Origin of the sequence: Microbacterium sp. M3, assembly GCF_033548675.1 — a bacterium.
Taxonomy (GTDB): domain Bacteria; phylum Actinomycetota; class Actinomycetes; order Actinomycetales; family Microbacteriaceae; genus Microbacterium; species Microbacterium arthrosphaerae.
On sequence record NZ_JAWTZT010000001.1, the window covers coordinates 1,025,011 to 1,052,002 of the forward strand.

The following is a 26,992-nucleotide window of genomic DNA, read 5'->3' on the forward strand; positions in this document are numbered from 1 at the left end:
ATTCGGCGTGTCGTGGCGACTCGCAAGATCTCAGACCCACAAAGGACACATCATGACCAACCCGGCCGTCACCGACCTGATCACCCGGTCGAATCGCCTCGGCGCCGACCCGAAGAACACCAACTACGCCGGCGGCAACACGTCGGCGAAGGGCCTGGAGACCGACCCGGTCACCGGCGAAGCCGTCGAGCTGCTGTGGGTCAAGGGCTCGGGCGGCGACCTCGGCACGCTGAAGGAGCAGGGCCTCGCGGTGCTGCGCCTCGACCGCATGCGCGCCCTCGTCGACGTCTACCCGGGCGTCGAGCGCGAGGACGAGATGGTCGCCGCGTTCGACTACTGCCTGCACGGCAAGGGCGGCGCGGCTCCGTCGATCGACACCGCCATGCACGGGCTCGTCGACGCCGCGCATGTCGACCACCTGCACCCCGACTCGGGCATCGCGATCGCGACCGCCGCCGACGGCGAGGAGCTCACCGCCAAGATCTTCGGCGACAAGGTCGTGTGGGTGCCGTGGCGCCGCCCTGGCTTCCAGCTGGGCCTCGACATCGCCGCCATCAAGGCGAAGAACCCGCAGGCGATCGGCACGATCCTCGGGGGCCACGGCATCACGGCGTGGGGCGACACCTCCGACGAGGCCGAGCAGAACTCGCTCTGGATCATCGAGACGGCGCAGGCCTACATCGACGCGAACGGCAAGGCCGACCCGTTCGGCGGCGTCCGCAGCGGCTACGAGGCGCTGCCCGACGCCGAGCGTCGCGCGAAGGCCGCGGCCCTCGCGCCGACGATCCGCGGACTCGCCTCCACCGACAAGCCGATGGTCGGGCACTTCACCGACGCCGACGTCGTGCTGGACTTCCTGGCGTCCGAGCGGGCGCCCGAGCTCGCCGCGCTCGGCACCAGCTGCCCCGACCACTTCCTGCGCACCAAGGTCAAGCCGCTCATCCTCGACCTGCCCGCCGACGCCTCGGTCGAGGCATCCGTCGCGCGCCTGCAGGAGCTGCACCAGGAGTACCGCGCCGACTACCAGGCCTACTACGACGCGCACGCCACCGCCGAGTCCCCCGCGATCCGCGGCGCCGACCCGCTCATCGTGCTGATCCCGGGCGTCGGCATGTTCTCGTACGGCGCGAACAAGCAGACCGCGCGCGTGGCCGGGGAGTTCTACGTCAACGCGATCAACGTGATGCGCGGCGCCGAGTCGCTGTCGACCTACACGCCCATCTCCGACGCCGAGAAGTTCCGCATCGAGTACTGGGCCCTCGAAGAGGCGAAGCTGCAGCGCATGCCGAAGCCCAAGACCCACCAGGGCCGTATCGCACTGGTCACGGGCGCCGCCTCCGGCATCGGCAAGGCCATCGCCGTCCGTCTCGCGGCCGAGGGCGCGTGCGTGGTCGTCGCCGACCTCGACCTCGAGAAGGCGCAGGCCGCCGCGGCCGAGCTCGGAGGCAGCGACGTCGCGATCGGCGTCGCGGCGAACGTCGCCGATGCCGACGCGATCCAGGCCGCCTTCGACGCCGCGGTGCTGGCCTTCGGCGGCGTCGACCTCGTCGTCAACAACGCCGGCCTGTCGCTGTCGAAGCCGCTGCTGGAGACCACCGAGAAGGACTGGGACCTCCAGCACGACGTCATGGCCAAGGGCTCGTTCCTGGTGTCGAAGGCGGCCGCGAAGATCCTCATCGAGCAGAAGCTCGGCGGCGACGTCATCTACATCTCGTCGAAGAACTCCGTCTTCGCCGGCCCCAACAACATCGCGTACTCGGCGACCAAGGCCGACCAGGCGCACCAGGTGCGCCTGCTCGCGGTCGAGCTCGGCGAGCACGGCGTGCGCGTCAACGGCATCAACCCCGACGGCGTCGTACGCGGCTCGGGCATCTTCGCCTCGGGCTGGGGCGCCAACCGCGCCGCGACCTACGGCGTCAAGGAAGAGGACCTCGGCCAGTTCTACGCCAACCGCACCATCCTCAAGCGCGAGGTCGTGCCCGAGAACGTCGCCGACGCCGTCTACGTCCTCACCGGCCCCGAGCTGAGCCGCACCACGGGCCTGCACATCCCCGTCGACTCCGGCGTCGCCGCCGCGTTCCTGCGATGACGCCGCGTTCCGAGCCATTCGTCTCGCTTCGCTCGCTCAACGACCGGGCGCTCAGCCCGGTCGTTGAGGGAGGGAGCGCCAGCGACCGAGACGAAACGCCTGGAGGCCGCCGATGACCTCGGGCGGCGTCGTCGCGGCGGTCGACCTCGGGGCCACCAGCGGGCGCGTCATGCTCGGGTACGTGGAGGATGGGATGCTGCGCCTCGAGCAGGTGGCGCGCTTCCCCAACGGCCCCGTGCCCGGGCCCGACGGCTCGCTGCGGTGGGACTTCACGGCGCTCTACCGCCACATCGTCGACGGGCTGACGGAGGCGTTCCGCCGTGAGCCCGGCATCGCGAGCATCGGCATCGACTCGTGGGCGGTCGACTACGGGCTCGTCCACGGCGACGAGCTGCTCGGCGAGCCGTTCCACTACCGCGACGAGCGCACCGTGCGCGGCGTCGAGACGGTGCACGCCGTCGCGTCGTTCGACGAGCTCTACCGCCGGAACGGCCTGCAGTTCCTACCGTTCAACACGCTGTACCAGTACGCCGTCGAGCAGGGCCTCGGCGATGCCGAGGTCGCGCTCCTCATCCCCGACCTCGTCGCGTTCCTGCTGACGGGCGCGCACGTCGCCGAGCGCACGAACGCCTCGACGACGGGGCTGCTCGACGTCCGCACCGGCGAGTGGGACCTCGAGCTCGCGTCGCGGCTCGGAATCCCGGCATCCGTCCTCCCCTCCCTCGTCGACCCGGGTGCCGCCATCGGAACCCTCCACGGCGAAGCGCGCGAGCGCATCGGCGCACCTCTCGAGGTGATCGCCGTCGGCTCGCACGACACCGCCTCGGCCGTCGTCGCCGTGCCCCTCAGCACGCCCGACGCGGCGTACATCTCCTGCGGCACGTGGGGACTCGTCGGGGTGGAGCTCGACGAGCCCGTCCTCACCGACGCCGCACGCGCCGCCAACTTCACCAACGAGGGCGGGGTCGACGGGCGGGTCCGCTTCCTGCACAACGTCACCGGCCTGTGGCTGCTGAGCGAGGCCGTGCGGACGTGGGAGGCCGAGGACGGCGCACCGATCGACCTTCCGGCATTGCTGGATGCCGCAGCCGCCGTCGACGGCGACGTCCCGCTGTTCGACGCCAACGACCCGCGCCTGTCGGCCCCCGACGACATGCCGGCGCGCATCGCCGCCGTGCTCGCCGAGTCCGGCGCCACGGCGCCCGCGACGCGCACGGGGTTCGCCCGCACGATCGTGGAGAGCATCGCGCAGGCGTTCGCCGGCGCCGTCGCGACCGCCGGCCGGCTCACCGGCCGCGACATCGACGTGATCCACGTCGTGGGCGGCGGGGCTCTCAACCGGCTGCTGTGCCAGGCGACCGCCGATCGCTCCGGGCTCCCGGTGCTGGCGGGCCCCGTCGAGGCGACGGCCCTCGGCAACGTGCTCGTGCAGGCGCGGGCCCACGGCTGGTTCGGGGCCGACGCGACACTGGAGCGCCTGCGGCAGGTGGTCGCGGCATCCGTCTCGCCCGTCCGCTACGAGCCGCGGGGCGAGTGAACACCCTCGCGACGACAGCACGGCTTCGCCCCGCGGCGACGCCGTGCGCCCGGCGCCAGGCAGCCAAGCCGTGGTGCGGCCGGCACCCCCGACAAGGAGCGACGACATGACCGGATACGGCGCAGCGTTCGACTGGGCACGGCGTCACGTGGACGCGGGGCGCCTCCCTACCGCGGTGCTCGGCATCGCGACCGCCGACGGCACCGTGGCGCTCGACGCGTTCGGCGCGACTGCCGGCCGACCGGCGCGCGTCGACGACCCGTACTGGCTGTTCTCGATCACCAAGGTGCTGACGGGCCTCACCGCGGCCCGCGCGATCGAGCGCGGCGTCCTGACGAGCGAAACGCCGCTGTCGGACGCCATCCCGGCGTTCGGCGGCGCCCGCGACGACGTCGTGCGCCTGCGCCACCTGGTGAGCCACACCTCCGGCATCCCCGAGCCGTCGCTCGACCCGCCGCAGGGGCTGCGGCCCGCGCTGCTCGCCCCGGGCCGCGACTTCGCCGCCGGCACCGCCTCGCGCTACTCGACGGTCGCGTTCGACGGCATCGCCGCGCTGGTGCGGCACACCGCCGGGTGGGGGTGGGATGCCGACATCTCGACGTGGGCGGCCGCGCTCGGCGCCACCGGGCTCACGCTCGATCCGTCCGCCGACCCCCACACCGTCGTCGACGCCGAGCGGCTCGGCCTGGACATGCGCGGCTTCGCCGGCCACCGCAACCCGGGTGCCGGCATGATCGGCACCGCCGCCGACCTCCTCGCGCTCGGGTCCGCGCTGCTGCGGATCGGGCAGGGCGAAACGGGCGGTCTCGTGCAGCCGGCCACGCTCGCCATGATGCGCCGTCCGCTCACCACGGGCCTCCCGCGCCTGGAGCCCTACCCCGCCGAGCGCGGGCAGGACTGGGGCTTCACCTTCAACCTCCGCACGCGTGCGCCGGGTCTCATCGATCGCGACGTGTTCGGGCACGGCGGCTGGGCGGGCACGGAGTTCTGGGTCCACCCGACGGCCGGCGTCGCCTTCGTGCTGCTCACGAACCAGGCCGAGCGCCCCGGCGTCGACCTCGACGAGCTCGACAACGCGCTGGTCGCCGGACGCTAACCGCGGCCGGACGCCGGCGTCCGCGGGCCGGGCCGGCGGACGGCGGCGGACTGTGCCGGGTCCGCCCCGCCAGCGTGGCGGACGGTGCGGGCCGAGTCGTCGCCGCACGATCCGTCAAGCCCCGTGCCGAGGCATCCGTCCCGGGGTTAGCGTGTGCCCATGGACGAACGGCGCAGCGACGAAGAGACCTCCGGCACGCCCACCGCGGGCGACGAGCATCCCGTGGGCGGTGACGAGACCACCGAGGAGCAGCTCGAGGCCGACAACGCCGTCGAGCAGGACACCCTCGAGACGCTGGACCCCGACAACCCGCCCGCGTGATTCCTTCACGGGGTGCGGCCCGGCCCCGCCCCTCCAGAGTGGTTGCGGTCCGCAAATCGCTAGATAAGCTAGCGAAATGATGTCGAGTGCGCGCCGCCGCTGGGCGGGATTGGTCTTCATCAGCGTCGCCGTCGCGCTGATCATCGTCGACTCGACGATCATCAATGTGGCGATCCCGGCGATCGTCGAAGACCTCGGCATAACCTCGAGCGAGGTCCAGTGGGTGCAGGAGGCCTACACCCTGGTCTTCGCGTCGCTGCTGCTCGTGTTCGGCAGCCTCGCCGACCGGGTGGGACGACGACGGATGCTGCTCATCGGCGTGGTCGTCTTCACGCTCGCCTCCGTCGGGGCGGCACTGGCGTCCTCGGGCGGTCTGCTGATCGCCGCCCGCTTCGTCCAGGGCGTGGGCGGGGCCATGATACTGCCGACGACACTCTCGCTCCTCAACGCCACCTTCCGCGGTCGAGAGCGCGCGATCGCCTTCGCGGTGTGGGGCTCCACGATCGGCGGCATGGCCGCGGTCGGCCCGCTGCTCGGCGGCTGGCTCACGACCGAGTTCTCGTGGCATTGGGCGTTCCTCATCAACGTGCCGCTCGGCATCCTCATCGTCATCGGCGTGCTGCTCACCGTCGACGAGTCGCGCGGCGACGCTCAGTCGATCGACGTCGTCGGCGCGCTGCTGTCGGTCATCACGGTGGGGGCGCTCGTCTTCGGCCTCATCGAGGGCCGCACGTACGGCTGGCTGACGACCGAGAAGCACCTCACCATCGGCGACTGGACCTGGCCGTGGGACGTCTCCCCGGTCGCCGTGGCCTTCGTCATCGCCGCGGTGGGTCTCGCGGCGTTCATCGCCTGGGGTCTGCACCGGCGCCGTGCCGGCAAGCCCACCATCCTCGCGTTCGGCCTCTTCCGCATCCCGTCGTTCCGCAACGGCAACATCGCAGCGATGGTGGTGGCGCTCGGCGAGTTCGGGCTCATCCTGGCGCTGCCGCTGTGGCTGCAGTTCGTGCTCGGCTTCCAGGCGGTCCAGACCGGGCTGATCCTCCTCGCCCTGGCGATCGGCTCGTTCGTCGCGAGCGGGGTCGCGGGAGCCCTGAGCGGGCGTGTCGCCCCGGTGTGGATCGTCCGTGCCGGCATCGTGGCCGAGATCATCGGCGTGGCGGCGGTCGGGTTCGTGATCGGACCGGATGCCTCGTGGCTGCCGCTGATCCCCGCGCTCTTCGTCTACGGGCTCGGCGTGGGCCTCGCGACCGCGCAGCTCACCGGCGTCGTCCTGGCCGACGTACCGACGGCGGAGGGCGGCCAGGCCTCGGGCACCCAGTCGACCGCGCGGCAGCTCGGCGCGGCGCTCGGCATCGCGATCCTCGGCACGATCCTGTTCTCCACGACGGCGACGTCGCTCACCGCCAAGCTCGACGATCGCGGGCTCCCGGCCGACGAGCGCGACCAGGTGGTGTCGTCGGTCGTCGACAGCGCCGGCGGCGCGATCGCGGGGCTCGCGGCGTCGCCCCAGACCGCGCCCCTCGCCGACGACGCGAAGGCCGCGTTCTCCGAGGGCACCAAGTACGCGAGCTTCGCCGCCGCCGGCTTCCTCACCCTCGGCCTGCTCGCGACCCTGTCGCTGGGCAACGGCTCGCGCCGCGACGAGCCCGCCGAGGTGGAGGCGGCAGAGCCCGCCGGGGCTGCGGCATCCGTCCGCCACCGGCATCCGCGCCACGACGTCGGAGATCTCCCCTAGCTCGGAGCCTCGCGCCACCAGACCGCCGACCGACGAGATATCACCGACCCCGTGGCGCCGCCCGTTCGACCCAGCGGTCGAGGCCACGCGACCCGCCGGGGGCTGCGGCATCCGTCCCGCCACCGGCATCCGCGCCACGACGTCGGAGATCTCCCCTAGCTCGGAGCCTCGCGCCACCAGACCGCCGACCGACGAGATATCACCGACCCCGTGGCGCCGACCGGTCGACCCAGCGGTCGAGGCCACGCGACCCGCCGGGGGCTGCGGCATCCGTCCCGCCATCGACGTCCGCGCCACGAAGTCGGAGATCTCCCCCCGCTCGGAGCTTCGCGCCACCAGACCGCCGACCGACGAAATATCACCGACCCCGTGGTGCCGACACAATGGCGCCGACCGGTCGACCCCAGCAGCCACGCGACCTCCGGGCTGCGGCATCCGTCCCGCCACCGGCATCCGCGCCACGACGTCGGAGATCTCGCCTAGCTCGGAGCCTCGCGCCACCAGACCGCCGACCGCCGAGATATCACCGACCCCGTGGCGCCGACCGGTCAACCCAGCGGTCGAGGCCACGCGACCCGCCGGGGGCTGCGGCATCCGTCCCGCCACCGGCATCCGCGCCACGAAGTCGGAGATCTCCCCCCCGCTCGGAGCTTCGCGCCACCAGACCGCCGACCGACGAGATATCACCGACCCCGTGGTGCCGACACAATGGCGCCGACCGGTCGACCCCAGCAGTCACGCGACCGTCCGGGCTGCGGCATCCGTCCCGCCACCGGCATCCGCGCCACGAAGTCGGAGATCTCCCCCCCGCTCGGAGCTTCGCGCCACCAGACCGCCGACCGACGAGATATCACCGACCCCTTGGTGCCGACACAATGGCGCCGACCGGTCGACCCCAGCAGTCACGCGACCGTCCGGGCTGCGGCATCCGTCCCGCCACCGGCATCCGCGCCACGACGTCGGAGATCTCCCCCCGCTCGCAGATCCCCGCCACCAGACGACCGACCGACGGCATATCACCGACCCCGTGGCGCGACCCGTCGGCGGCCCCAGCGGTCGAGGCCACGAGACCCGCCCGGGCTGGGGCATCCGTCCGCCACCGACGTCCGCGCCACGAAGTCGGAGATCTCCCCCGACTCGGAGATTCCCGCCACCAGACCGCCGACTGAGCGGATATCTCCGACCCGGTGGCGCCGAACCTGCCGACCACCGACCCCCCGACACCGTCAACGAGCGCAGCGGCGACAGACGGGCCTACGCCTCGCGGGTGATCGTGACCTTCACGTGGAGGTTGCTCTTGAAGGGGCCGGCGTACACGCCGCGCAGCGGCGGCACGTCGCCGTAGTCGCGGCCGCGTCCGACGAGCACATGGCGGTCGCCGATCTCGATGTTGTTGGTGGGGTCGAAGCCCTGCCACTCCCCCGCGAACCACTCGATCCACGCGTGCGACTCGCCCGTCACGGCGACGCCGACCTCGGCCGACGGGCGCGGGTGCAGGTAGCCCGACACGTAGCGGGCCGGGATCCCGACCTCGCGGAGGGCGCCGAGGGCGATGTGGGCCATGTCCTGGCAGACGCCCTTGCGGGCCTCCCACGCCTCGGCGGCGGTCGAGTGCACGCCGGTGATGCCGTACATGTACTCGACGGCGTCGCCGATCGCGACCGCGATGGCGTGCGCCGCGCGACCGGGGTGATCGTGCTGAGCGGCGATGGACCGCGCGAGCTCGGCGACCTCGGCATGGGGGCGGGTGCGTCCGGTCTGCGTCAGCTGCTCCACCGTCTCGAGTGAGCGGCTCGCCTCGCGCGCGAGGGCGTCCCAGGTGATGTCGATGTGCTCGAGCGGGCGCGGGCGCACCTCCACCAGCGATCGGGCGGTGATGGTCAGCGACGAGTGCGGCGACAGCACGTCGAAGGCGGCGACGCGCGTGCCGAAGTAGTCGACGTACTGGTTGACCGAGGTCGACGGCTCGATGTCGAGCGACGAGTTGAGCACGAACTGGCTGTCGGTGGAGCCGGGCAGCATGCGCGCCTCGTTGTACGACGCGGTCACGTCGCCCTGGTAGCTGAACCCGGTCTGGTGCTCGATGCGGAGTCGTTTCACGAGATCTCTCCGATCCAGCTGGGCTCGGCCTGCGTCGGGAAGAAGCGGCCGCGGATGGCTTCGGATGCCTCGCGCGTGACCTGCTGCACGCGGTCCATGTGACCCGGCAGCTCGCCGAGGATCTCGGAGATCGGCCGGTACTCGAGGTCGTTGCGGATCTGGCCGAGCGCCCGCAGCACGGTGTTGGAGTGACCCACGCGGTCGGCACGCGGGTCGATGGCGCTCATGCACTCCTCGGCGCGCTGGATCGAGTAGATGATCGAGCGCGGGAAGAGGCGGTCGAGCAGCAGGAACTCCGCTGCGTTGCGCGCGCTGGGCATGCCCCGGTAGGTGCGCAGGTACGCCTCGTAGGCCCCGCACGAGCGCAGGATGGTCGTCCAGGAAGGACCGGATGCCTCGGTCAGCGACCGCGTGGCCAGCAGGCGTGCGGTCATGTCGGTGCGTTCGATGCTGCGGCCGAGCGTGAAGAACTGCCATGCCTCGTCGCGGCTCGTCGACGAATCCACGATGCCGACGGCCAGCGCCGCGCGCTCGCGCACCCACTGGAAGAACTCGTGCACGCGGTCGGCCTGCAGGCGACGCGGCATCCGCGCGTTCGTGGTGTTGAGGGTCTCCCACAGCTCGGTCGAGACGATCTCGCGCGCGCGGCGGGCGTTCTCGCGCGCGGCGGTGAGCGCGTACGCGATGCTCGACGGATTCATGCGGTCGACGGCGAGCCGCGCCAGAACGTCCTCCCGGCGCACCTGGTCGACGCCCTCAGGCGGCAGCGACCCCATGACGCTGAGGAGCGACCGGCACGCCGTGTCCTCATCGATCCACGGGTCTTCGAGGAGGAGCTGCAGGTGCACGTCGAGGATGCGCGCGGTGCCGTCGCTGCGCTCGATGTAGCGCCCGATCCAGAACAGGCTTTCAGCGATGCGGCTCAGCACGGCGCACCACCCTCCGCGCTCAGCCCCGCATGTCCCGATTTCGGTCGCTCCGGGGGCGCCGGTGCGAACGAAAGTGGGACATGCAGGCTTGAAAGTGGGACATCGGGATCAGAAGGTCGAACCGATGCCGCCTGCTGCTGCTGTTCGGCCTGCGCACCGCGGGGCACGGGCCGCGAGTGCTCCTGCTGCTGCTGCTCGGCCTGGGCACGGTCGCCGCGACCCGGGTCGCGGGGCGAGTGCGCCGGCTCGGGCTGGCCGTCGTAGATGATCGGGATCGCCGCGGTGACGGTCGCCGCCTGGTCGGCGACGAGCCCCGACACGCCCTGGCCCTGGCCGTACTCGACGTGGGAGGGGGCAGAGCCGCCGATGACCCAGGTGTCCTTCGAGCCGCCGCCCTGGCTCGAGTTCACGACCAGCTGCCCCTCGGGCAGCGCGACGCGGGTCAGGCCGCCGGGGAGCACCCACACGTCTTCGCCGTCGTTGACGGCGAAGGGGCGGAGGTCGGCGTGGCGGGGGCGCATGCCGTCCTCCACGAGGGTGGGGATGGTCGAGAGCATCACGACGGGCTGCGCGATCCAGCCGCGCGGATCGGCGAGCAGCCGCTGCCGCAGCTTCTCGAGCTCGGCGGGCGAGGCATCCGGCCCCACGACCAAGCCCTTGCCGCCCGAGCCGTCGACCGGCTTCACCACGAGCTCGTCGAGCCGGTCGAGCACCTCTTCGAGCGCGTTCGGATCCTCCAGACGCCAAGTGTCGACGTTCTTGAGGATCGGCTCCTCGGCGAGGTAGTACCGGATGAGATCGGGCACGTACGTGTACAGCAGCTTGTCGTCGGCCACGCCGTTGCCCACCGCGTTGGCGATCGTGACGTTGCCCAGGCGCGCGGCGAGCATGAGCCCGGGCGCGCCCAGCATCGAGTCGGCCCGGAACTGCAGCGGGTCGAGGAAGTCGTCGTCGACCCGGCGGTAGATGACGTCGACGCGCTTGGGGCCGCGGGTGGTGCGCATGAAGACCTTGCCGCCGACGCACAGCAGGTCGCGGCCCTCGACGAGCTCGACACCCATGAGGCGGGCGAGCAGCGTGTGCTCGAAGTACGCGGAGTTGTAGACGCCTGGGGTCAGCACCACGACGTTGGGGTCTTCGATGCCGGCGGGCGCCGAGGCGCGCAGCGCCGCGAGCAGCTTGTTGGGATAGTCGCCGACCGGGCGCACGCGCATCGAGACGAACAGCTCGGGGAGCGTCTGCGCCATCACACGGCGGTTCGAGATCACGTACGAGACGCCCGACGGCACGCGCACGTTGTCTTCGAGCACGCGCATCTCGCCGTGCTCGTCGCGGATCAGGTCGATCCCCGACACCTGGATGCGCACCCCGTTGGCCGAGTGGATGCCGGCGGCCTGGCGATAGAAGTACTGCGAGCTTGCGATGAGCCCGGCCGGCAGCACCTCGTCGCGCACGCAGTGCTGGTGCCCGTACGCGTCGTCGAGGAACGCCTCGAGCGCCCGCACCCGCTGCTTCACACCGGCCTCGATGCGCGACCACTCGTCGTACGTGATCACGCGGGGCACGGCATCCAGCGGGAAGGGTCGCTCCTCGCCCGCGAAGTCGAACGTGACGCCCTGCGCGAGGTACGAGCTCGCGAGCGAATCGGTGCGGCCGCGCAGCTCCTCCTGGGTCATCTGCGCCAGCGCCTGGTAGAGCTCTCGATAGGCCTCGCGCGACTCGGCCGCAGCGCCCGGATGCGCCGGGCTGCCGAACATCTCGTCGAACGCGGGAACCCCCGAGGGCGTCTTGCGCGGCGCCAGCGTGGAGCCGTAGCCGTCGAACAGATCACCCATGCGAAGAGCCTAATGCGGTGTTCGTTGCGCTCGTGTTTCCGGCATCGGCGATGGTGGTCGACGGATGCCGCGACCCGGCCGCGACCCTCGGCACCGGTCACGCGGGCCCCGGACGCGGCGGAGATGCGCGCCGGGACTGGCCCGCCGCCGCGCCCCGCCCGGTCCCGCGGACGTACCCTTGCTTCGTGGCGGATCCGCGGGAGGGACGCAGGATCCCGGCGCCCTTGACGTGGGTGGCGGGACTCGCCGCCGTTCTCCTCGGCGTGGGGCTGGGCGAGCTGACGGCCGCCGTCGTGGGACCCTCCTCGAGCCCCGTCGCCGCGGTCGGCTCGGCCCTCATCGACGTCGCCCCGTCGTGGGCCAAAGACACCGCGATCGCGCTCTTCGGCACCGCCGACAAGCTCGCGCTCCTCGCCGGCATCGCCCTGATCATGCTCGTGCTCGCCGTACTGGCCGGGTGGCTCCAGGTGCGGTTCCCGCCGTGGGGCATCGTGCTCGTCGCGGCGTTCGGCGTCGCGGGCGCGGTCGTCGCCGCCACACGGCCCGGGGCCGGCTCGATGGCGTGGATGCCCGCCGTCGTCGCGGGCGCCTCCGGTGCGGTCGCGCTGTGGCTGCTGGCACGGATGATCTCGACACGCCCGGAAGCTCCCTCCACGATTGGGCAACCCGGGCCTGGCGTCGAGGGGGCTCGGGAGCGTTTCGTCTCGCCCGTTCCTCGCTCGCTCAACGACCGGGAGTCTGACGGCCGGGAACCGGAGGACCGGTCGTCGAGCGAGCGAAGCGAGACGAAACGCTCTCCGTCGCCGCCGCCGAGCCGGCGGGCGTTCTTCGCGTGGGCGGGCGTGGCCGCGGGCGTCGGCGTGCTGGCGATCGCGATCGGCGGCGTGCGCTCCACGGCGTCGGCCGGCGTGGCGGCGGTGCGGCGCGCGCTGCGGCTGCCGGCGGCGGCGGTCGCGGCATCCGTCGTCCCCTCCGGTGCCGAGCTCGACCTGCCGGGACTGGCGAGCGTGGTCACGCCGAACGAGCAGTTCTACCGGATCGACACCGCGCTCATCGTGCCCGAGGTCGACCCGGCCGACTGGCGGCTGCGCGTCCACGGCATGGTGGCCGAGGAGTTCGAGCTCACGTGGGACGAGCTGCTCGCGCTGCCGCTCGAGGAGTCATGGACGACGCTGACGTGCGTGTCGAACGAGGTGGGCGGCACGCTCGTCGGCAACGCCCGGTGGCTCGGCTACCCGATCCGCGAGCTGCTGGCGCGCGCCCGGCCCGACGCCGAGGCCGACATGGTGCTGTCGCGGTCGGTCGACGGGTTCACGGCATCCACTCCCCTCGAAGCGCTGACGGACGACCGCAACGCGATCCTCGCCGTGGGGATGAACGGCGAGCCGCTGCCGCTCGAGCACGGCTTCCCGGTGCGCATGGTGGTGCCGGGGCTCTACGGCTACGTGTCGGCGACGAAGTGGGTCACCGACCTCGAGGTCACCCGCTTCGACCGCGCGACGGCGTACTGGACGACCCGGGGCTGGTCGGAGCGCGGCCCGATCAAGCTGCAGTCCCGCATCGACGTGCCCCGCAAGAGCCAGGGTCTGAAGGCCGGTGACGTGGTGATCGCCGGCGTCGCATGGCACCAGGGCGTGGGCATCGCCGGCGTCGAGGTGCGGATCGACGAGGGCGAATGGATGCCGGCGGCCCTCGCCGCCGCGATCTCCGACGACACCTGGGTGCAGTGGAGCCTGCCGTGGAACGCGACATCCGGAGACCACGTCATCGAGTGCCGTGCAACCGGCAAGGATGGCGAGGTGCAGACGTCGCAGACCGCTCCTCCCGCCCCCGACGGCGCGACCGGCTGGCACTGGCGCACCGTCTCGGTCTTCGACTGACGGATGCCGCGCAGCGAGGTGTCAGCCCGCGAGAACCACCCGCAGCTGCTCGACGGCCCAGTCGAGCTCGGTGCCCCGCACCACGAGCGGCGGCGCGATGCGGATCGTCTGTCCGTGCGTGTCCTTGGCGAGAACCCCGCGCGCGATGAGCTTCTCGGCGATCTCGCGCCCGGTGCCGACGGCGGGGTCGATGTCGATCCCCGCCCACAGCCCGGCGATGCGGGATCCGGTCACGCCGTGGCCGACGAGCTCCTCGAGCTTCGTCGCGAGGTGCTCGCCCAGCAGCTTCGCGCGCCCCTGGAACTCACCGGTCTGCAGCATCTCGACGACGCGCAGGCCGACGGCCGCCGCCAGCGGGTTGCCGCCGAAGGTCGAGCCGTGCTCACCGGGGCGGATGACGCCCAGCACGTCGCGATCCGCCACCACCGCGGAGAGCGGAAGGATGCCGCCGCCCAGCGCCTTGCCGAGCAGATACACGTCGGGCACGACCCCCTCGCGGTCGCACGCGAAGGTCTCTCCCACGCGGCCGAGCCCCGACTGGATCTCGTCGGCGATCAGCAGCACGCCGCGGCGGGTGCAGATCTCGCGCACCGTCCGCAGATAGCCCTCGGGCGGGACGATGACGCCCGCTTCGCCCTGGATGGGCTCGATGAGCACCGCGACCGTGTCGGCGGTGATGGCGGCGTCGATCACCGCGGCGTCGCCGAACGGCACCGAGACGAAGCCGGGCGTGAACGGCCCGAAGTCGCCGCGCGCGTCGGGGTCGTCGCTGAAGCCCACGATCGTGGTGGTGCGGCCGTGGAAGTTGCCGTGCGCGACGATGATGCGCGCCGCGTCGGGCTTCACGCCTTTCACGCGATAGCCCCATGCCCGGGCGACCTTGATGCCCGTCTCGACCGCCTCGGCGCCGGTGTTCATCGGCAGCACGAGGTCTTTGCCGCACAGCTCGGCGAGCGCGGCGGCGAAGGGGCCGAGCCGGTCGTTGTGGTACGCGCGGCTGGTCAGGGTGAGGCGCGTCAGCTGCTCCTGCGCCGCGGCCACGATCGCCGGGTGCCCGTGACCGAAGTTCAGCGCCGAGTAGGCCGACAGCAGGTCGAGGTAGCGCTTGCCCTCGACGTCTGTCACCCACGCGCCCTCGCCGCGGGCGATCACCACCGGCAGCGGGTGGTAGTTGTGCGCGACGTGCTCCTCTTCACCGGCGATGACGGCGGCCATCGTGGCGTCGGGCGAGGGGGAGGTGGTGGTCATGGGCGTCCTCTCCTTGTCTCGGTCAGCGACGCAGCTCGAGCGTGCAGCACTTGATGCCGCCGCCGCCGAGCAGCAGCTCGGAGAGGTCGACGAGCACCGGGTTGTAGCCGCGCTCGCGCAGCTGGGCCTCGAAGCCCGTGGCGCGCGGCGAGATGATGACGTTCCGGCCGTCACTGGCCGAGTTCAAGCCGAACACCGCGCCGTCCGCGTCGGCGACCTTGATCGCGTCGGGGTAGCGTTCGGCGAGGATCGCCTGGCTGCGCTCGTCGAACGCCTGCTCGAGGTAGGCGATGTTGGCCTTCTCGACGCCGCCCGGCCCCTGCACCGGGTCGAGCACCGAGATCGCGGTGTCGAGGTGGTAGAACCGCGGGTCGACGAGGTTCAGACTCACGACCTCCTTGCCGAAGACCTCGCCGAGCTCGCGGTGGCTGTCGCCGGTCGAGCGGAACCCGGTGCCCGCGAGGATCGTGTCCCCCACCAGCAGGAAGTCGCCCTCGCCCTCATTGACCTCGGCGGGCTCGGCGACCTCGAAGCCGTTGGCGCGGAACCAGTCCATGAACGCCGGCCCCTCGGGCACCCGCTCCGCGAAGCGGAACTTGGCGCCGTAGGCGACGTTGTCGATGACGAACCCGCCGTTGGCGGTGTAGACCATGTCGGGCAGGCCCTCGATCGGGTCGATGAGGTGCACCTCGTGCCCGAGCGCGACGTAGGTGTCGTAGAGCGCCTGCCACTGACGCACGGCCAGTGCGGTGTCGGTCGGATTGGTCGGGACCATCCAGGGGTTGATCGTGTAGCTGACCGTGAAGTGCTCGGGACGGCACATGAGGTACCGGCGGATCTGCTGGATCCGGCCGTCCTCGGGGGCGGATGCGGTGACCGATGCGGTGGCGGGCGCGGTGTGCTGCGTGGACATCATGCTCCTGTAGAGGCGCGGCGGACGCTGTCCAGAGGCCCGGCGGGGCTGCAGAAGCCGGCAACCGGGCACGCCGCGTCCATTGTCTCACGGACCCTGGCAGCGACCTGGGAACCGGAGAGCACGGGGCGGTCGCGCGACACGCCGGGTCGCGGCATCCGCTCACTCCGCCAGCACGACCACCTTGCCGGCCACATGCCCCGCGGCGACGTGCGCGAGGGCGTCGTGCGCCTCGGCGAACGCGAACCTCCGCTCGATCACGGGGCGCAGCCGGCCGTCGGCGGCGAGCGCCAGCAGCTCCGCGAGGACGTCGCGCTTCGCGACCGCGGCGAGCGGACGCAGCGGTCGCTTCGAGCCGATCGAGCGCAGCTCGGCGTGCAGGATCCGTCCCATCGGTCCGAGCACGCGCCCGCCCTCGCCCGACACGAGCACGACGCTGCCGCCGTCGCGCACGAGGCCCTGCAGCGTCCGGAGCGGCGCCGTGCCCGCGATGTCGATCACCACGTCGAACGAGCCCGGCTCCAGTTCGGGCGACCCCGGCTGCACGGTGCGGTAGTCGAACGTGCGCGCCGCACCCAGCCTCTCGACCAGCTCGCGGTTGCGCTCGCCGCACAGCGCCCAGACCTCGGCGCCGCGCAGGGCCGCGAGCTGCACGGCGAACGTGCCCACTCCCCCCGAGGCTCCGATCACCAGCACGCGATGACCGGATGCCGCGCCCCCGCGTTCGAGCGCCTGCCACGCCGTTCCGCCGGCGAGCGGCAGTGTCACCGCCGTCACCACGTCCAGAGCCGGCGGCCGGCGCTGGAGGCGGGATGCCGGGCACACCGCGTACGTCGCGAGCCCGCCGCCGCCGGGCAGCTCGCCGACGACCTCGTCCCCCACCGAGAGTCCCGCCACGTCCGGGCCGAGCGCGATCACGGTGGCCGCGGCATCCATCCCCCTCACCGGCTGCTTCGGGCGCCGGAGACCGAACGCGGCGCGCACCAGGAGCGGCTCGCCGCGCATCACCCGCACGTCGCCGTTGTTCAGAGCGGTGGCGCGCACGCGCAGCAGCACCTCGCCGCGGCGCGGCGCGGGGACCTCCGCGGTCTCGAGGGCGACGGCGTCGGCTTCGCCGTAGCGGTGCTGCCGCCAGGCCGCCATCGTGTCGGTGCGGAGCCCCGCGGGCGTCGGAAGGGCGTTGTCGGACATGTCATTCCTCCGGGTAGTCGAAGAGGTCGTCGAGCCCGACGCCGAAGGCGCGGGCGAGCTGGAAGGCGAGCTCGAGGGTGGGCGAGTAGCGGCCCTGCTCGATGGCGATGAGGGTCTGGCGCGTGACCCCCACGCGGCGCGCGAGCTCGGCCTGGGTCATGCCCGCCGCCTCGCGGACGGCGCGGATCGAGTTGGTGACGCGCGTAGGCTTGACCATCAGACGAGCCCGCGGCGGTACGCGATGACGCTGGCGATGCCGCCCACGATCGACGACAGCGCGAAGCCGAAGAACATGGTGTTCGCGATCCAGAACCAGTCGGCCTGGAACGCGCACAGGACGATCACGCCGAGTCCCGCGATCACGAGGAACGCCTGCCCGACCCTCGTCGACATGTGCGCGATGTCGCGGTCGCGCTGATCGCTCTTGCCGACACCGTCGGGGTCGCGCATGCCGGCGAGGATGCCCCACACGATGCTGACGAGGATCGCGACGACGATGGTGCCGCCGATCGTCCACAGCATCAGCGGCACCCAGTCGACGTCGGCGAGCGGGCCGCCGTCCGCCTGCGCGAGTACGAGCGCCGTGTACACGGCGACACCGATCACGCTGACGATGAGGCTCGCCCAGATGTTCCGCTCCTCGTAGACCATGGCTTCTCCCAGCGAGTAAAGAATGTTTGACACATCGACCGTAGAACCAGGCGCATCGCAGTGTCAAGGATTTTTTACATTGCTTCCCGGACCGCCTCTCCTCCACAATGAGGAGCGCCGAGCCCTGCGCCTCTTACAACGTTGTAGGCTCGGAGCACGTCGGCAGCGGTCGGCGGTGACGACCGGAGGGGGAGGCGATGGCAGCCACACTGCACGACGTCGCGCGCCTCGCGGGCGTGTCGATCAAGACCGTGTCGAACGTCATCAACGACTACCCCCACATCCGCGCCACGACGAAGGAGCGGGTCGAGCTCGCGATCGCCGAGCTCGGGTACACCCCGAACCTCACCGCTCGCAGCCTCCGCTCCGGCCGCACCGGCTCGATCGCGCTGGCCGTGCCCGACCTCGCACTGGCCTACTTCGCCGAGCTCGCGGCATCCGTCATCGCGGCGGCCGAGGCATCCGGGCTCGTCGTCACCATCGAGCAGACCGGCAGCGGCGGCCGCCAGCGCGAACTCGATCTGCTGACCAGCCCGCGCCGCAAGATGAGCGACGGCCTCATCTTCAGCCCGCTCGAGATGAGCCAGGACGACGTCGCCCACCTCGACGTCGACTATCCGCTGGTGCTGCTCGGCGAGCGCATCTTCGACGGCCCGAACGACCACCTCACGATGCGCAACGTCGAGGCGGCGCGCGCGGCCACCGAATACCTCATCGACGCCGGCCGCCGGCGCATCGCGATCGTCGGCGCCCACGAGGGCGAGCTGATCGGTTCGGCCGCACTGCGACTGCAGGGCTACCGCGAAGCGCTCGAGGCCCGGGGCATCCCGTTCGACGGCCGGCTCATCGGCGGTTCGATCGAGTGGCACCGCGCCAACGGTGCGCGGTCGATGCGCGACATCATCGAGCGCGGCGTCGACTTCGACGCCGTCTTCGCCCTCAACGACACGCTCGCCTTCGGTGCGATGCGTGCCCTGCAGGAGGCCGGTCTGCGCGTGCCCGACGACGTCGCGGTGATGGGCTTCGACGACATCGACGAGGCGCAGTACTCCATCCCGTCGCTGACGACCGTCGATCCCGGCCGCGAGTGGATCGCCCGCACGGCGGTCTCGACCCTCCGCGAGCGCATCGAGGGGCTCGACGGGGCTCCGCGTCTGCTGCTCGCCGACTTCGCGATCGTGCAGCGCGAGTCGGCGCCCGGCGTCGCCCGCTGACGCTCTCCGGCGGCGCCCGCGGCTCCGCGCATCCCGGGCAGCATCCGCGGAGAGGCCGGCGGTCCGGCAGCGGCCGGGAACCGCAGGAGCCGCGGCGTCAGGCTGCGGGCGGCCACGCCACGTGGGGCCACCCGTCGCGCCACGCGAGCGGCAGCAGGCCGAGCCGGAACTGGCCGTCGAGGTCGGCGTCGTAGTAGTGGAAGGCGAGGAGGCCTCCCGACACGGACTGGCCGCCCGGGCCCACCCGCGCACCGTCCGTCGCGAGCACGGGCGTGCCGCCGTCCTCGAGGAGCGGCACGCCGTCGGCGTCGACGTAGGGGCCGGTGACCGACTCGGAGCGCCCGACCGCGATCGAGTACGTGCTGTCGACGCCCTGGCAGCAGAAGTCCTTCGAGACGAACAGGTAGTACAAGCCGTCGTGGGGCAGGATGAACGGCGCCTCGATCGCGTTGGGGGGCAGCTGCCGGTCGGCCACGAGCAGGGGCTCCGTGTCGTCGGCGCGCAGGCCGCTCGGCCACTCCAGCGGCACCATGCGGATGCCGCTCCAGAACGACCCGAACGCCATCCACGGCTCGCCGTGCTCGTCCTCGACGATGCCGGGGTCGATCGCGTTGAAGTCCGTGCCCGCCGACTCGATGACGACGCCCTGGTCGACCCACTCGTAGTCGGGATCGTCGGGGTCGAGCGTGGTGTTGGTCGCGAGGGCGATGAGCGACGAGTTCTTGCCGAACGTCGAGGCCGAGTAGTACAGGTACCAGGTGCCGTCGTGCTCGTAGAGTTCGGGCGCCCAGAGGTTGTCGACGCCCGGCACCGCCTCGACGAGCCACGCGGGCTTCTCGTCCCAGACGGTGCCCGCGTCCTCCCACTCCGCGCCGTCGTCCGAGCGGCGGATCTGGATGTTCCCGTCGCCGATCCGCCCGTCCCCGGTGGAGTACAGGAACGACGGCTCGCCCTCCTCCCCCGCGACGAACGCCGGGTCGTGCACGAGGGTGTCGCCGCTCAGCTCGGGCGCCGCGGGCGCGGCCGCGCATCCGCCCGCCGTCATCAGGACGACGAGGAGAGCGGATGCCGCGGCCACGGCCCGCGAGTGCCGCAGGCGCGTCACGCGAGGGCGATGGCCGACCACGACACCGGCGGCAGCGTCACCGTGAGCGTGCCGCCGTCGAGGACGACGCCCTCGAGGGCCTTGAGGCCGACGCGCTCCTGGTCGGCGAGCGTGTTCTTCGCGTACACGTCGTCGTCCCACAGCGTCACGGCCTCGGTGACCGATGCGACCCCCAGCTCGGAGACGTTCACCGTGACCTCGATCGCCTCGGTCTGGCTGCGGTTCACCAGGAACACCGCCGCGTCGCTGCCGTCGGTCGTGACGACGGAGTCGATGAGCGGTGCGTCGCCGTAGACCGCGGTCGAGTACGTGCCGGCGTCGATGCGGGGCTTCAGCACCTCGCCGCGCGCGAGGCGCGACGTCACCGAGAACGGGAAGAACGTCGTCTGGCGCCACGCTGCCCCGCCCGGCTCGGTCATGATCGGCGCGATCACGTTCACGAGCTGCGCGAGGGAGGCCGAGGCGACCCGGTCGTGGTTCTTCAGCAGGGTGATCATGAGGTTGCCGAGCACGACGGCGTCGGCGACCGAGTAGACGTCCTCGAGCTGGCGCGGGGCGTAGCGCCACTCGTGGTTGACCTCGTCGGACTCGCGGTGCTCATCGAGGTACCAGATGTTCCACTCGTCGAATGAGAGCTTGATCTTCTTCGACGACTTCAGCTTGTTGCCGACATGGTCGGCCGTCGCGACGACGGTTTCGATGAAGTACTGCATGTCGATCGACGAGGCGAGGTACGACGCCAGGTCGCCGCCGCGCTCCTGGTAGTAGGCGTGGCACGAGATGAAGTCGACGTGCTCGTACGAGTGCTCGAGCACCGTGCGCTCCCAGTCGCCGAACGTCGGCATCGACGACCCCGACGAGCCGCAGACGACGAGCTCGAGGTCCTTGTCGGCCGCCTTCATCGCCTGCGCCGTGCGCGCGGCGAGCTTGCCGTAGTCGTCGGCGGTCATGTAGCCGGTCTGCCAGGGGCCGTCCATCTCGTTGCCGAGGCACCACATGCGGATGTCGTGGGGCTTCTCGGTGCCGTTGGCGATGCGCTGGTCGCTGAGGGTGGTGCCCGACGGGTGGTTGCAGTACTCCAGCAGATCGAGAGCCGCCTCGATGCCGCGGGTGCCGAGGTTCACCGCCATCATCAGCTCGGAGCCCGTGAGGTCGAGCCACCGCTGGAACTCGTCGACGCCGACCTGGTTGGTCTCGAGCGAGTGCCACGCGAGGTCGCGGCGGACCGGTCGCTGGTCGCGCGGGCCGACGCTGTCCTCCCAGCGGAATCCCGACACGAAGTTGCCGCCGGGGTAGCGGATGGTGGTCGAGCCGAGCTCGCGCACGAGGTCGACGACGTCGAGACGGAAGCCGTCCTCGTTGGCCGTGGGGTGCTCGGGCTCGTAGATGCCGTTGTAGACGCAGCGGCCGAGGTGCTCGACGAACGAGCCGAAGATCCGGCGGTCGATCTGGGCGACGACCGCATCGCGGTCGACGGCGACGCGGGCGGTCGCGGTGCGGACGGGATCGAGCGAGATGGTCATGGTTCTCTCCTCCAAGGGCGGGCCGGCTGCGGACAGCACGGCAGGACTTCTCCGGCGCGGGTGCGCCGCAAGCGGGTGGACGGTGGCGGGCGCTCAGCGGACGGCGGGCGCTCCGGCGGGGGTCGTGTCGGGGTCGATGGCGGCGCTCGCATCGGCGGCGTGCCGATCGCCCGCCCGCGGGTGCTCCGGGTCGAGGGCGGCGAGGCGGTGGTCGACGAACCAGCCCGCGACGAACAGCACGACGGCGAACCCGACGAGCGGCACGAGCATCGGCAGCAGGGTGAGCGCGACACCGACGACACCGAGGGTGACGAGCATCGCGAGGCTCATCACGGGCGAGAGGAACGGCAGCACCACGGAGTACCGCAGCACGGCGCCGACGATCTCGTCGTAGCGCACCGCCACGGTCAGTGCGCAGGCGAAGACGAGGAGCGCCGCAGCGCCGGCGACCCACGTGAATCCGGCGAGCGCGGCGGCCGCGAGTCCGTCGAGCGCCGGGAGCACCATCGTGTCGGCGGCCAGCAGCACGGCGACCAGGGCGAAGGGCAGCCCGATGAGGTTCGCGCGCCAGAACTGCGCGCGGTACACCGCGGCGAACTCGCGCACGAGCCCCGTCTCGACGCCGTCGCGCAGGCGCGTCAGGCACGCCGTCGCCGCGAGCGCCGCCGGGGCGGCGCCCAGCACCACCAGGCCGACGAGCGTGCCCGCCACGAACAGCAGGTTGACGACGATGAGGGCCGAGACGACCCGCAGCCACGCCATCACGCGGCCGGTCCAGCCGTACTCCGCGATCACGACGCCACCGCCTTCGAGCCGGTCCACACGACGCCCTCGGGGTCGAGTCCCGCGAACGCGAGCACCGGCTGCTCGGCCACCGGATCCCACGCCCCGAACACCACGGCGTCCAGCACCACGTCGCCCTGCGGCGACCGCACGATGAGCGGCGTGGTCACCGGCTGGCCGTCGGTGTGGGCGGCGCCGAGCACGCGGAGCGGGACGGATGCCTCGACCCCGCGGCGTGCGGGATCCAGCTGCACGACGTGCCACTCGCCGTCGACGCCCTCCGCCTGCGCCAGGCGCTCGCGGTCGGCGCCGGCGAACGGGTGCGGCGAGACCAGCGGCCAGCCCGACGCGGTGACGTGCACGCGCCGGATCTGCGCCTCGTGGCGGGCCGGGTCGTCGGCGCGGCGCACGTGGTGCACGAGGAAGAGCCGCGAGCCGTCGCGGAACACCGAGTTGTGACCCGGTGCGCTCCACGCCGTGCCGCCGGGGAACCGGTGGCCGCCGAGGATCTTCGTGCCCACGGCATCCGGAGTCTCGTGATCGATGTCGGTCAGGGCGCGGCCGTTGACGTCGAGGTAGGGCCCGGTGACATCGTCGGCCACCGCGACGCGCACGCTGTAGCTGTCGAACAGCGAGTCGTACGAGACGAACAGCACGAACCGGTCCTCTTCGGGCCGGTACACGATGTACGGGCCCTCGACCGCGCCGTCGACGCTCGCCGGGCGCCGGGCGATGAGCGAGCCGACCTCGCCCGGCTTCTCGGCGAACCCGCTCGCCGGGTCGAGCGGGAGGATGTGGATGCCGCCGAAGAACGAGCCGTAGGTCAGCCACGGGCGCCCGTCGCGGTCGAACACGACCGCGGCGTCGATGGCGTTGTGCGCATCGCTCTCATGGGTCGTGGTGACGACGGGTCCGGCATCCGTCCACGGCCCTGCCGGCGACGCGGCGGTCGCGAGGCCGATCACCGACGTGCGCGATCCGAACGTCGACGCGGAGTAGTACATGTGCCAGCGCGGTGCGCCGTCGGCGCTCGGCCAGCGGACCACCTCCGGCGCCCACAGGCCCTGCGCCCCGGTGTGCGCCCGCGCCCGCGCGGGCACACCGTCGAGAGCCGTGCCGGCGAACGTCCACTCGACGAGGTCGGGCGACGTACGCACGTGCACACCGGCGGGGATGTCGTCGACGCCGGCGGCGGCATCCGTCGAGAACATGTACCAGAGGCCGTCGTCGCCGCGGACGACCGTGGGATCGTGCGCGTTGCGGGCGCCCCAGGTCGAGGGGTCGGCGGCGGCGTGGGCGGTGGGAAGCGACATGCTCAGCCCTTCGCTCCCGTGAGGGCGACCGACTCGATGATCTGCCGCTGGAAGATGACGAACACGGCGAGCACCGGGATCAGCGCGATGAACGACGCCGCCATGATGAGCGGGTAGTCGGTCTGGCTCGCGTAGGTCGCGTTGAAGCTCGCGATGACGAGCTGCAGCGTCTGCTTCTCGGGCGAGTTGAGGTAGATGATCGGCGCGAGATAGTCGTTCCACACGGCCATGAACCAGAGGATGAACTGCGCCGCGATCGCCGGGCGGATGGCGGGGAAGATCAGCGTGAAGAAGATCCGCAGGTAGCCGGCGCCGTCGATCTTGGCGGCCTCGATGATCGAGTCGGGCACCGAGTCGAGGTACTGGCGGATGAAGAAGATCATCACGATGTTGCCGAAGACGCCCGGGAGGATCAGGGGCCACAGGGTGTCGACCATGCCGAGGTCGGCGAACAGCTTGAACTGCGGGATCATGATCGTCGGGAACGGGATCATGATCGCCGACAGCAGCAGCAGGAAGAGCACGTTCTTCGCCGGCAGGCGCAGCTTCGCGAACGCGAAGGCCGCGAGCATTGAGGTGACCGTGCCGATGATCGTCACCGTCGCCGACACGATGACCGAGTTCACGATGCCCGAGAGCAGCGGGCCGGCCGACCACACCCGCACGTAGTTCTCCCACACGACAGGGTCGGGGATCCACTGCGGCGGCAGCGCGAAGACGGCCTCGCGGGTCTTGAGCGAGGTGCTGAAGGTCCACAGCAGCGGCGCGATCATCACGATGCCGCCGATCGCGAGCACGAGCGTGAGGACGATGTTGACGATCCTGCGCGATCGCGGCGAGCGCCGCGGGGTGCCGGCGTGGTTGCCGGTCGGGCGGCCCAGGCGTCGCTTCGGCAGCCGGCGGGTGGTGCCGTTCGCCTCGGCGTCGAGGGCGGACAGGGTGTCGGGCGTGGTGAGCGTCATGATGTGCCTCAGTCGATCGAGAACTGGAAGCGGCGGTTGAGCCGGAACTGGATCGCGGTCACGACGAAGACGAGCAGGCCGAGGACCACCGACATCGCCGTCGCGTAGCCCATCTGCAGGTAGTTGAACGCCTTCTGCCAGATGTACCAGACGATCGAGGCGGAGCTGAACTCCGGACCGCCGGTGGGGGTCATGATGTTGATCTCGATGAAGATCTGCGCGCCGCCGATGATGCTCGTGACCACGAGGAAGAACGTGACGGGGCTGAGGAGCGGCACGGTGATGTGGCGGAACTGGCCCCACGCGCCGGCGCCGTCGAGCGCGGCGGCCTCGTAGAGGTGGCGCGGCACCGACTGGAGGGCGGCGAGGTAGAGCAGCATCGAGTAGCCGAGGCCCTTCCACACCGACATGATGATGATCGCGGGCTTCACGGTCTCGGGGTTCTGCAGCCAGTTGGGGCCCTCGATGCCGAACAGCGCCAGCACCTGGTTCACGAGTCCGAAGTCGCCGTTGTAGGCCCACTGCCAGAGGATCGCGACCGCCGCGAGCGACGAGATGACCGGCACGTAGTAGACCGTGCGGAAGAAGGTGGTGCCGCGCATCTTGCGGTTGAGCGCGAGGGCGAGCAGCAGCGACAGGACCAGGCCGATCGGGATGCCGATCATGTAGAAGATCGTGTTGCCCATCGACTGCCAGAAGTACCGGTCGCCCACCATCTCGACGAAGTTGTCGAGACCGTTGAACGTCGGCTCGCTGAGTCCGTTCCAGCTCGTGAACGACGCGTAGACCGAGAACACGAGCGGGTAGCCGGTGAAGATCAGGAACCCGACGACCGGGATCGCGACCAGCGCCAGCGCCACGCGGTGCTCGCGGCGGTGGAGCCGGGAGCGGCGGACGGGTGTCGTCGTCGACATGGAGGACCTCGATTCGAGAGAGCTTCGGGGAGGGGACGGATGCCGCGGACCGCGGCGTGCGGACCGCCGGGGCCGCGGCATCCGTCCTCGATCAGGCGTGGGCCGGCTCAGCCGATCCCGGCGTCGGCGTTGGCCTTGTCGAGCATCTCCTGCATGCGCGGCTGGACTTCCTTCAGGTAGTCCGCGGCCGTCTGCTCGCCGTCCAGCACGGGCTGGATGTTCTTGAACAGCTCGTCGTACCACTCGGGGCTGTACGTGGTGTTCGCCGGCAGTGCGCGACCGTAGTCCTGCACGATGTCGAGGAACTCCTGCTTGTTGTCTGGCGGGAGCGTCGAGGACGCGACCCACTCGTCGGCCATGTCGATGAGGTTCGGGATCTGCACGCCCGCGTCGACGAGCGACTGCTGCGCGGTCGGGTCGGTCGAGAGGTAGATCGCGAGCTTCGCGGCCATGTCGGGGTCCTTCGTGCTCTCGCTGACGGCGATGCCGAGGGTTCCGGTCCAGGTGGCGGTCTCACCGGTCGCGCCGACCGGGTAGGGGATGAGGTCCCAGTCGAAGTCGAGCGTCTCGTAGACCGGCACGTCCCACGGGCCGACGGGGAAGAAGCCGATCTGGCCCTGCATCCAGCGCTGGTAGGTGTCGAGCGTCTGGGCGTCGGTGGTCGACGGCGTGACGCCCTCGACGGTCGACAGGTCGGCGAACCACTGCAGCGCCTCGGCGAACTCGGGGCTGTCGACGGTGACCTCGGTGCGGTCCTCGTTGAGCCAGTCGCCGCCGTTGGACCACACGAACGGCTGCAGGTTCCACTGCACGTTCAGGCCGGTGCCCCACTGGTCGAGCGTGCCGTCGCCGTTGGTGTCCTGCGTGAGCTGCTTCGCCACGTCGACGAACTGGTCCCACGTGTAGGGCTCGTCGGGGCTCGGGAGCGGGATGCCGGCCTTCTCGAACATCGTCCGGTTGTAGCCGAACGAGAAGGGCCCGACGTCCTTGGGCATCGCGTAGATCGCGCCCTGGCCCATGAGCTCGCCGTCGAAGCGGTAGCTGTCGACGCCGTACTGCCAGACGTTGTCGAGGTCGAGGTCTTCGTCGCCCTCGACGTACTCGGTGATGTCCTTGATGATGCCGGTCTTGACGTAGGCCTGGACGCTGCCCGGGTCGATGTAGAAGACGTCGGGGACCTGCTTGCCCGTGATCGCCGCCTTGAGCTTGGTGCTGTACTCGTCGGCCGTCGTCATGATGATCTTGACGTCGACGTCGTTGTCTTTCTCGAACTGCTCGATCGCGGCGGTGTAGGCCGCCTTCTCGGCGTCGCTGCCGCGGAACATGAACGTCAGCTGCTCTTCGCCGCCGCCGCCCGAGCCACCGGCGCAGCCGGAAAGCAGCAGGCCGCCGACCGCGAGCGTCGCTGCAGCCGCGACGACCGACTTCCGTGACTTCCTCATCACGTTTCCTCTCGTAGTGCTGTGTGGTCAGCAGGAGGAGGACCCGTGGATCGATCGCCGCTGACCGAGTTGACCTTCGTTGATTTACAACGTTGGAACTGTTCGGTGAAGACAGTGTGCGACGGCATCCGATCCGATGTCAAGCCGAACCGGTGAGAAAGTTCCAACGTTGTAGAAGTGTGACGAGAAACCGGAAGCCCGGTGTCGA

General features: G+C 71.2%; 22 protein-coding genes. 7 read left to right on the forward strand and 15 right to left on the reverse strand.

Features of this window, described 5'->3' with window-relative positions; all coding sequences use genetic code 11:
- Positions 1–52: 52 nt before the first annotated feature.
- From R8Z57_RS04615 to R8Z57_RS04635, 5 genes are all read left to right on the forward strand, one after another.
- A complete protein-coding gene (locus tag R8Z57_RS04615) occupies positions 53–2,089 on the forward strand; it encodes a bifunctional aldolase/short-chain dehydrogenase (RefSeq protein WP_318352565.1) in 2,037 nt (678 codons plus the stop codon).
- A gap of 112 nt (positions 2,090–2,201) precedes the next feature.
- A complete protein-coding gene (locus tag R8Z57_RS04620; RefSeq protein ID WP_318352566.1) occupies positions 2,202–3,626 on the forward strand; it encodes a rhamnulokinase family protein in 1,425 nt (474 codons plus the stop codon).
- 106 nt (positions 3,627–3,732) lie between these two features.
- Complete coding sequence (locus R8Z57_RS04625; protein ID WP_318352567.1) at positions 3,733–4,722, forward strand: serine hydrolase domain-containing protein; 990 nt, start codon at positions 3,733–3,735, stop codon at positions 4,720–4,722.
- 159 nt (positions 4,723–4,881) lie between these two features.
- On the forward strand, positions 4,882–5,043 hold the full coding sequence (locus R8Z57_RS04630) for a hypothetical protein (protein ID WP_318352568.1): 162 nt from the start codon (positions 4,882–4,884) through the stop codon (positions 5,041–5,043).
- 76 nt (positions 5,044–5,119) lie between these two features.
- Positions 5,120–6,781: an MFS transporter gene (locus R8Z57_RS04635; protein ID WP_318352569.1), complete on the forward strand. Its 1,662-nt coding sequence runs from the start codon at positions 5,120–5,122 to the stop codon at positions 6,779–6,781.
- Positions 6,782–8,035: 1,254 nt separating this feature from the next.
- On the opposite strand, the gene R8Z57_RS04640 is transcribed toward R8Z57_RS04635, so the two are convergent.
- From R8Z57_RS04640 to R8Z57_RS04650, 3 genes are read right to left on the reverse strand one after another with little or no spacing between them, the layout of a single operon-like run.
- A complete protein-coding gene (locus R8Z57_RS04640) occupies positions 8,036–8,881 on the reverse strand; it encodes a transglutaminase family protein (RefSeq protein WP_318352570.1) in 846 nt (281 codons plus the stop codon).
- Positions 8,878–9,810, reverse strand: a complete 933-nt coding sequence (locus R8Z57_RS04645) for an alpha-E domain-containing protein (protein WP_318352571.1) — start codon at positions 9,808–9,810, stop codon at positions 8,878–8,880. Before R8Z57_RS04645 ends, R8Z57_RS04640 begins: the two co-directional genes overlap by 4 nt.
- Positions 9,804–11,645: a circularly permuted type 2 ATP-grasp protein gene (locus R8Z57_RS04650; RefSeq protein ID WP_318352572.1), complete on the reverse strand. Its 1,842-nt coding sequence runs from the start codon at positions 11,643–11,645 to the stop codon at positions 9,804–9,806. Before R8Z57_RS04650 ends, R8Z57_RS04645 begins: the two co-directional genes overlap by 7 nt.
- Positions 11,646–11,830: 185 nt before the next feature.
- Here R8Z57_RS04650 and R8Z57_RS04655 point away from each other — a divergent pair, with 185 nt between their 5' ends.
- On the forward strand, positions 11,831–13,525 hold the full coding sequence (locus R8Z57_RS04655; protein WP_318352573.1) for a molybdopterin-dependent oxidoreductase: 1,695 nt from the start codon (positions 11,831–11,833) through the stop codon (positions 13,523–13,525).
- 21 nt (positions 13,526–13,546) lie between these two features.
- On the opposite strand, the gene rocD is transcribed toward R8Z57_RS04655, so the two are convergent.
- The 5 genes from rocD to R8Z57_RS04680 all read right to left on the reverse strand — a co-directional run bounded on the left by rocD (position 13,547) and on the right by R8Z57_RS04680 (position 17,561).
- A complete protein-coding gene (gene rocD, locus R8Z57_RS04660; protein ID WP_318352574.1) occupies positions 13,547–14,773 on the reverse strand; it encodes an ornithine--oxo-acid transaminase in 1,227 nt (408 codons plus the stop codon).
- A 22-nt stretch (positions 14,774–14,795) separates the two neighbouring features.
- Positions 14,796–15,686, reverse strand: coding sequence for a dimethylargininase (gene ddaH, locus R8Z57_RS04665; protein WP_318352575.1), 891 nt, complete (start codon positions 15,684–15,686; stop codon positions 14,796–14,798).
- 162 nt (positions 15,687–15,848) lie between these two features.
- Positions 15,849–16,877 (reverse strand): NAD(P)-dependent alcohol dehydrogenase, encoded by a 1,029-nt coding sequence (locus R8Z57_RS04670; protein ID WP_318352576.1) that lies wholly within the window; start codon positions 16,875–16,877, stop codon positions 15,849–15,851.
- Between the two features lies 1 nt (position 16,878).
- Entirely contained in the window at positions 16,879–17,094 is a 216-nt protein-coding gene (locus tag R8Z57_RS04675) for a helix-turn-helix transcriptional regulator (RefSeq protein ID WP_318352577.1), read from the reverse strand.
- Complete coding sequence (locus R8Z57_RS04680) at positions 17,094–17,561, reverse strand: hypothetical protein (RefSeq protein ID WP_318352578.1); 468 nt, start codon at positions 17,559–17,561, stop codon at positions 17,094–17,096. Before R8Z57_RS04680 ends, R8Z57_RS04675 begins: the two co-directional genes overlap by 1 nt.
- A gap of 164 nt (positions 17,562–17,725) precedes the next feature.
- On the opposite strand from R8Z57_RS04680, the gene R8Z57_RS04685 reads away from it, so the two are divergent.
- Complete coding sequence (locus R8Z57_RS04685; RefSeq protein WP_318352579.1) at positions 17,726–18,742, forward strand: LacI family DNA-binding transcriptional regulator; 1,017 nt, start codon at positions 17,726–17,728, stop codon at positions 18,740–18,742.
- A 97-nt stretch (positions 18,743–18,839) separates the two neighbouring features.
- On the opposite strand, the gene R8Z57_RS04690 is transcribed toward R8Z57_RS04685, so the two are convergent.
- The 7 genes from R8Z57_RS04690 to R8Z57_RS04720 all read right to left on the reverse strand — a co-directional run bounded on the left by R8Z57_RS04690 (position 18,840) and on the right by R8Z57_RS04720 (position 26,784).
- Positions 18,840–19,847 (reverse strand): arabinan endo-1,5-alpha-L-arabinosidase, encoded by a 1,008-nt coding sequence (locus R8Z57_RS04690; RefSeq protein ID WP_318352580.1) that lies wholly within the window; start codon positions 19,845–19,847, stop codon positions 18,840–18,842.
- Positions 19,844–21,370, reverse strand: a complete 1,527-nt coding sequence (locus tag R8Z57_RS04695) for an alpha-N-arabinofuranosidase (protein ID WP_318352581.1) — start codon at positions 21,368–21,370, stop codon at positions 19,844–19,846. The genes R8Z57_RS04690 and R8Z57_RS04695 overlap by 4 nt, the downstream gene beginning before the upstream one ends.
- A 93-nt stretch (positions 21,371–21,463) precedes the next feature.
- Entirely contained in the window at positions 21,464–22,192 is a 729-nt protein-coding gene (locus R8Z57_RS04700) for a YesL family protein (RefSeq protein ID WP_318352582.1), read from the reverse strand.
- Positions 22,162–23,466 (reverse strand): arabinan endo-1,5-alpha-L-arabinosidase, encoded by a 1,305-nt coding sequence (locus R8Z57_RS04705; RefSeq protein ID WP_318352583.1) that lies wholly within the window; start codon positions 23,464–23,466, stop codon positions 22,162–22,164. The genes R8Z57_RS04700 and R8Z57_RS04705 overlap by 31 nt, the downstream gene beginning before the upstream one ends.
- Before the next feature lie 2 nt (positions 23,467–23,468).
- Entirely contained in the window at positions 23,469–24,428 is a 960-nt protein-coding gene (locus R8Z57_RS04710) for a carbohydrate ABC transporter permease (protein WP_318352584.1), read from the reverse strand.
- 8 nt (positions 24,429–24,436) lie between these two features.
- Positions 24,437–25,342 (reverse strand): sugar ABC transporter permease, encoded by a 906-nt coding sequence (locus R8Z57_RS04715; protein WP_318352585.1) that lies wholly within the window; start codon positions 25,340–25,342, stop codon positions 24,437–24,439.
- 107 nt (positions 25,343–25,449) lie between these two features.
- Positions 25,450–26,784 (reverse strand): sugar ABC transporter substrate-binding protein, encoded by a 1,335-nt coding sequence (locus tag R8Z57_RS04720; RefSeq protein WP_318352586.1) that lies wholly within the window; start codon positions 26,782–26,784, stop codon positions 25,450–25,452.
- Positions 26,785–26,992: the final 208 nt, after the last annotated feature.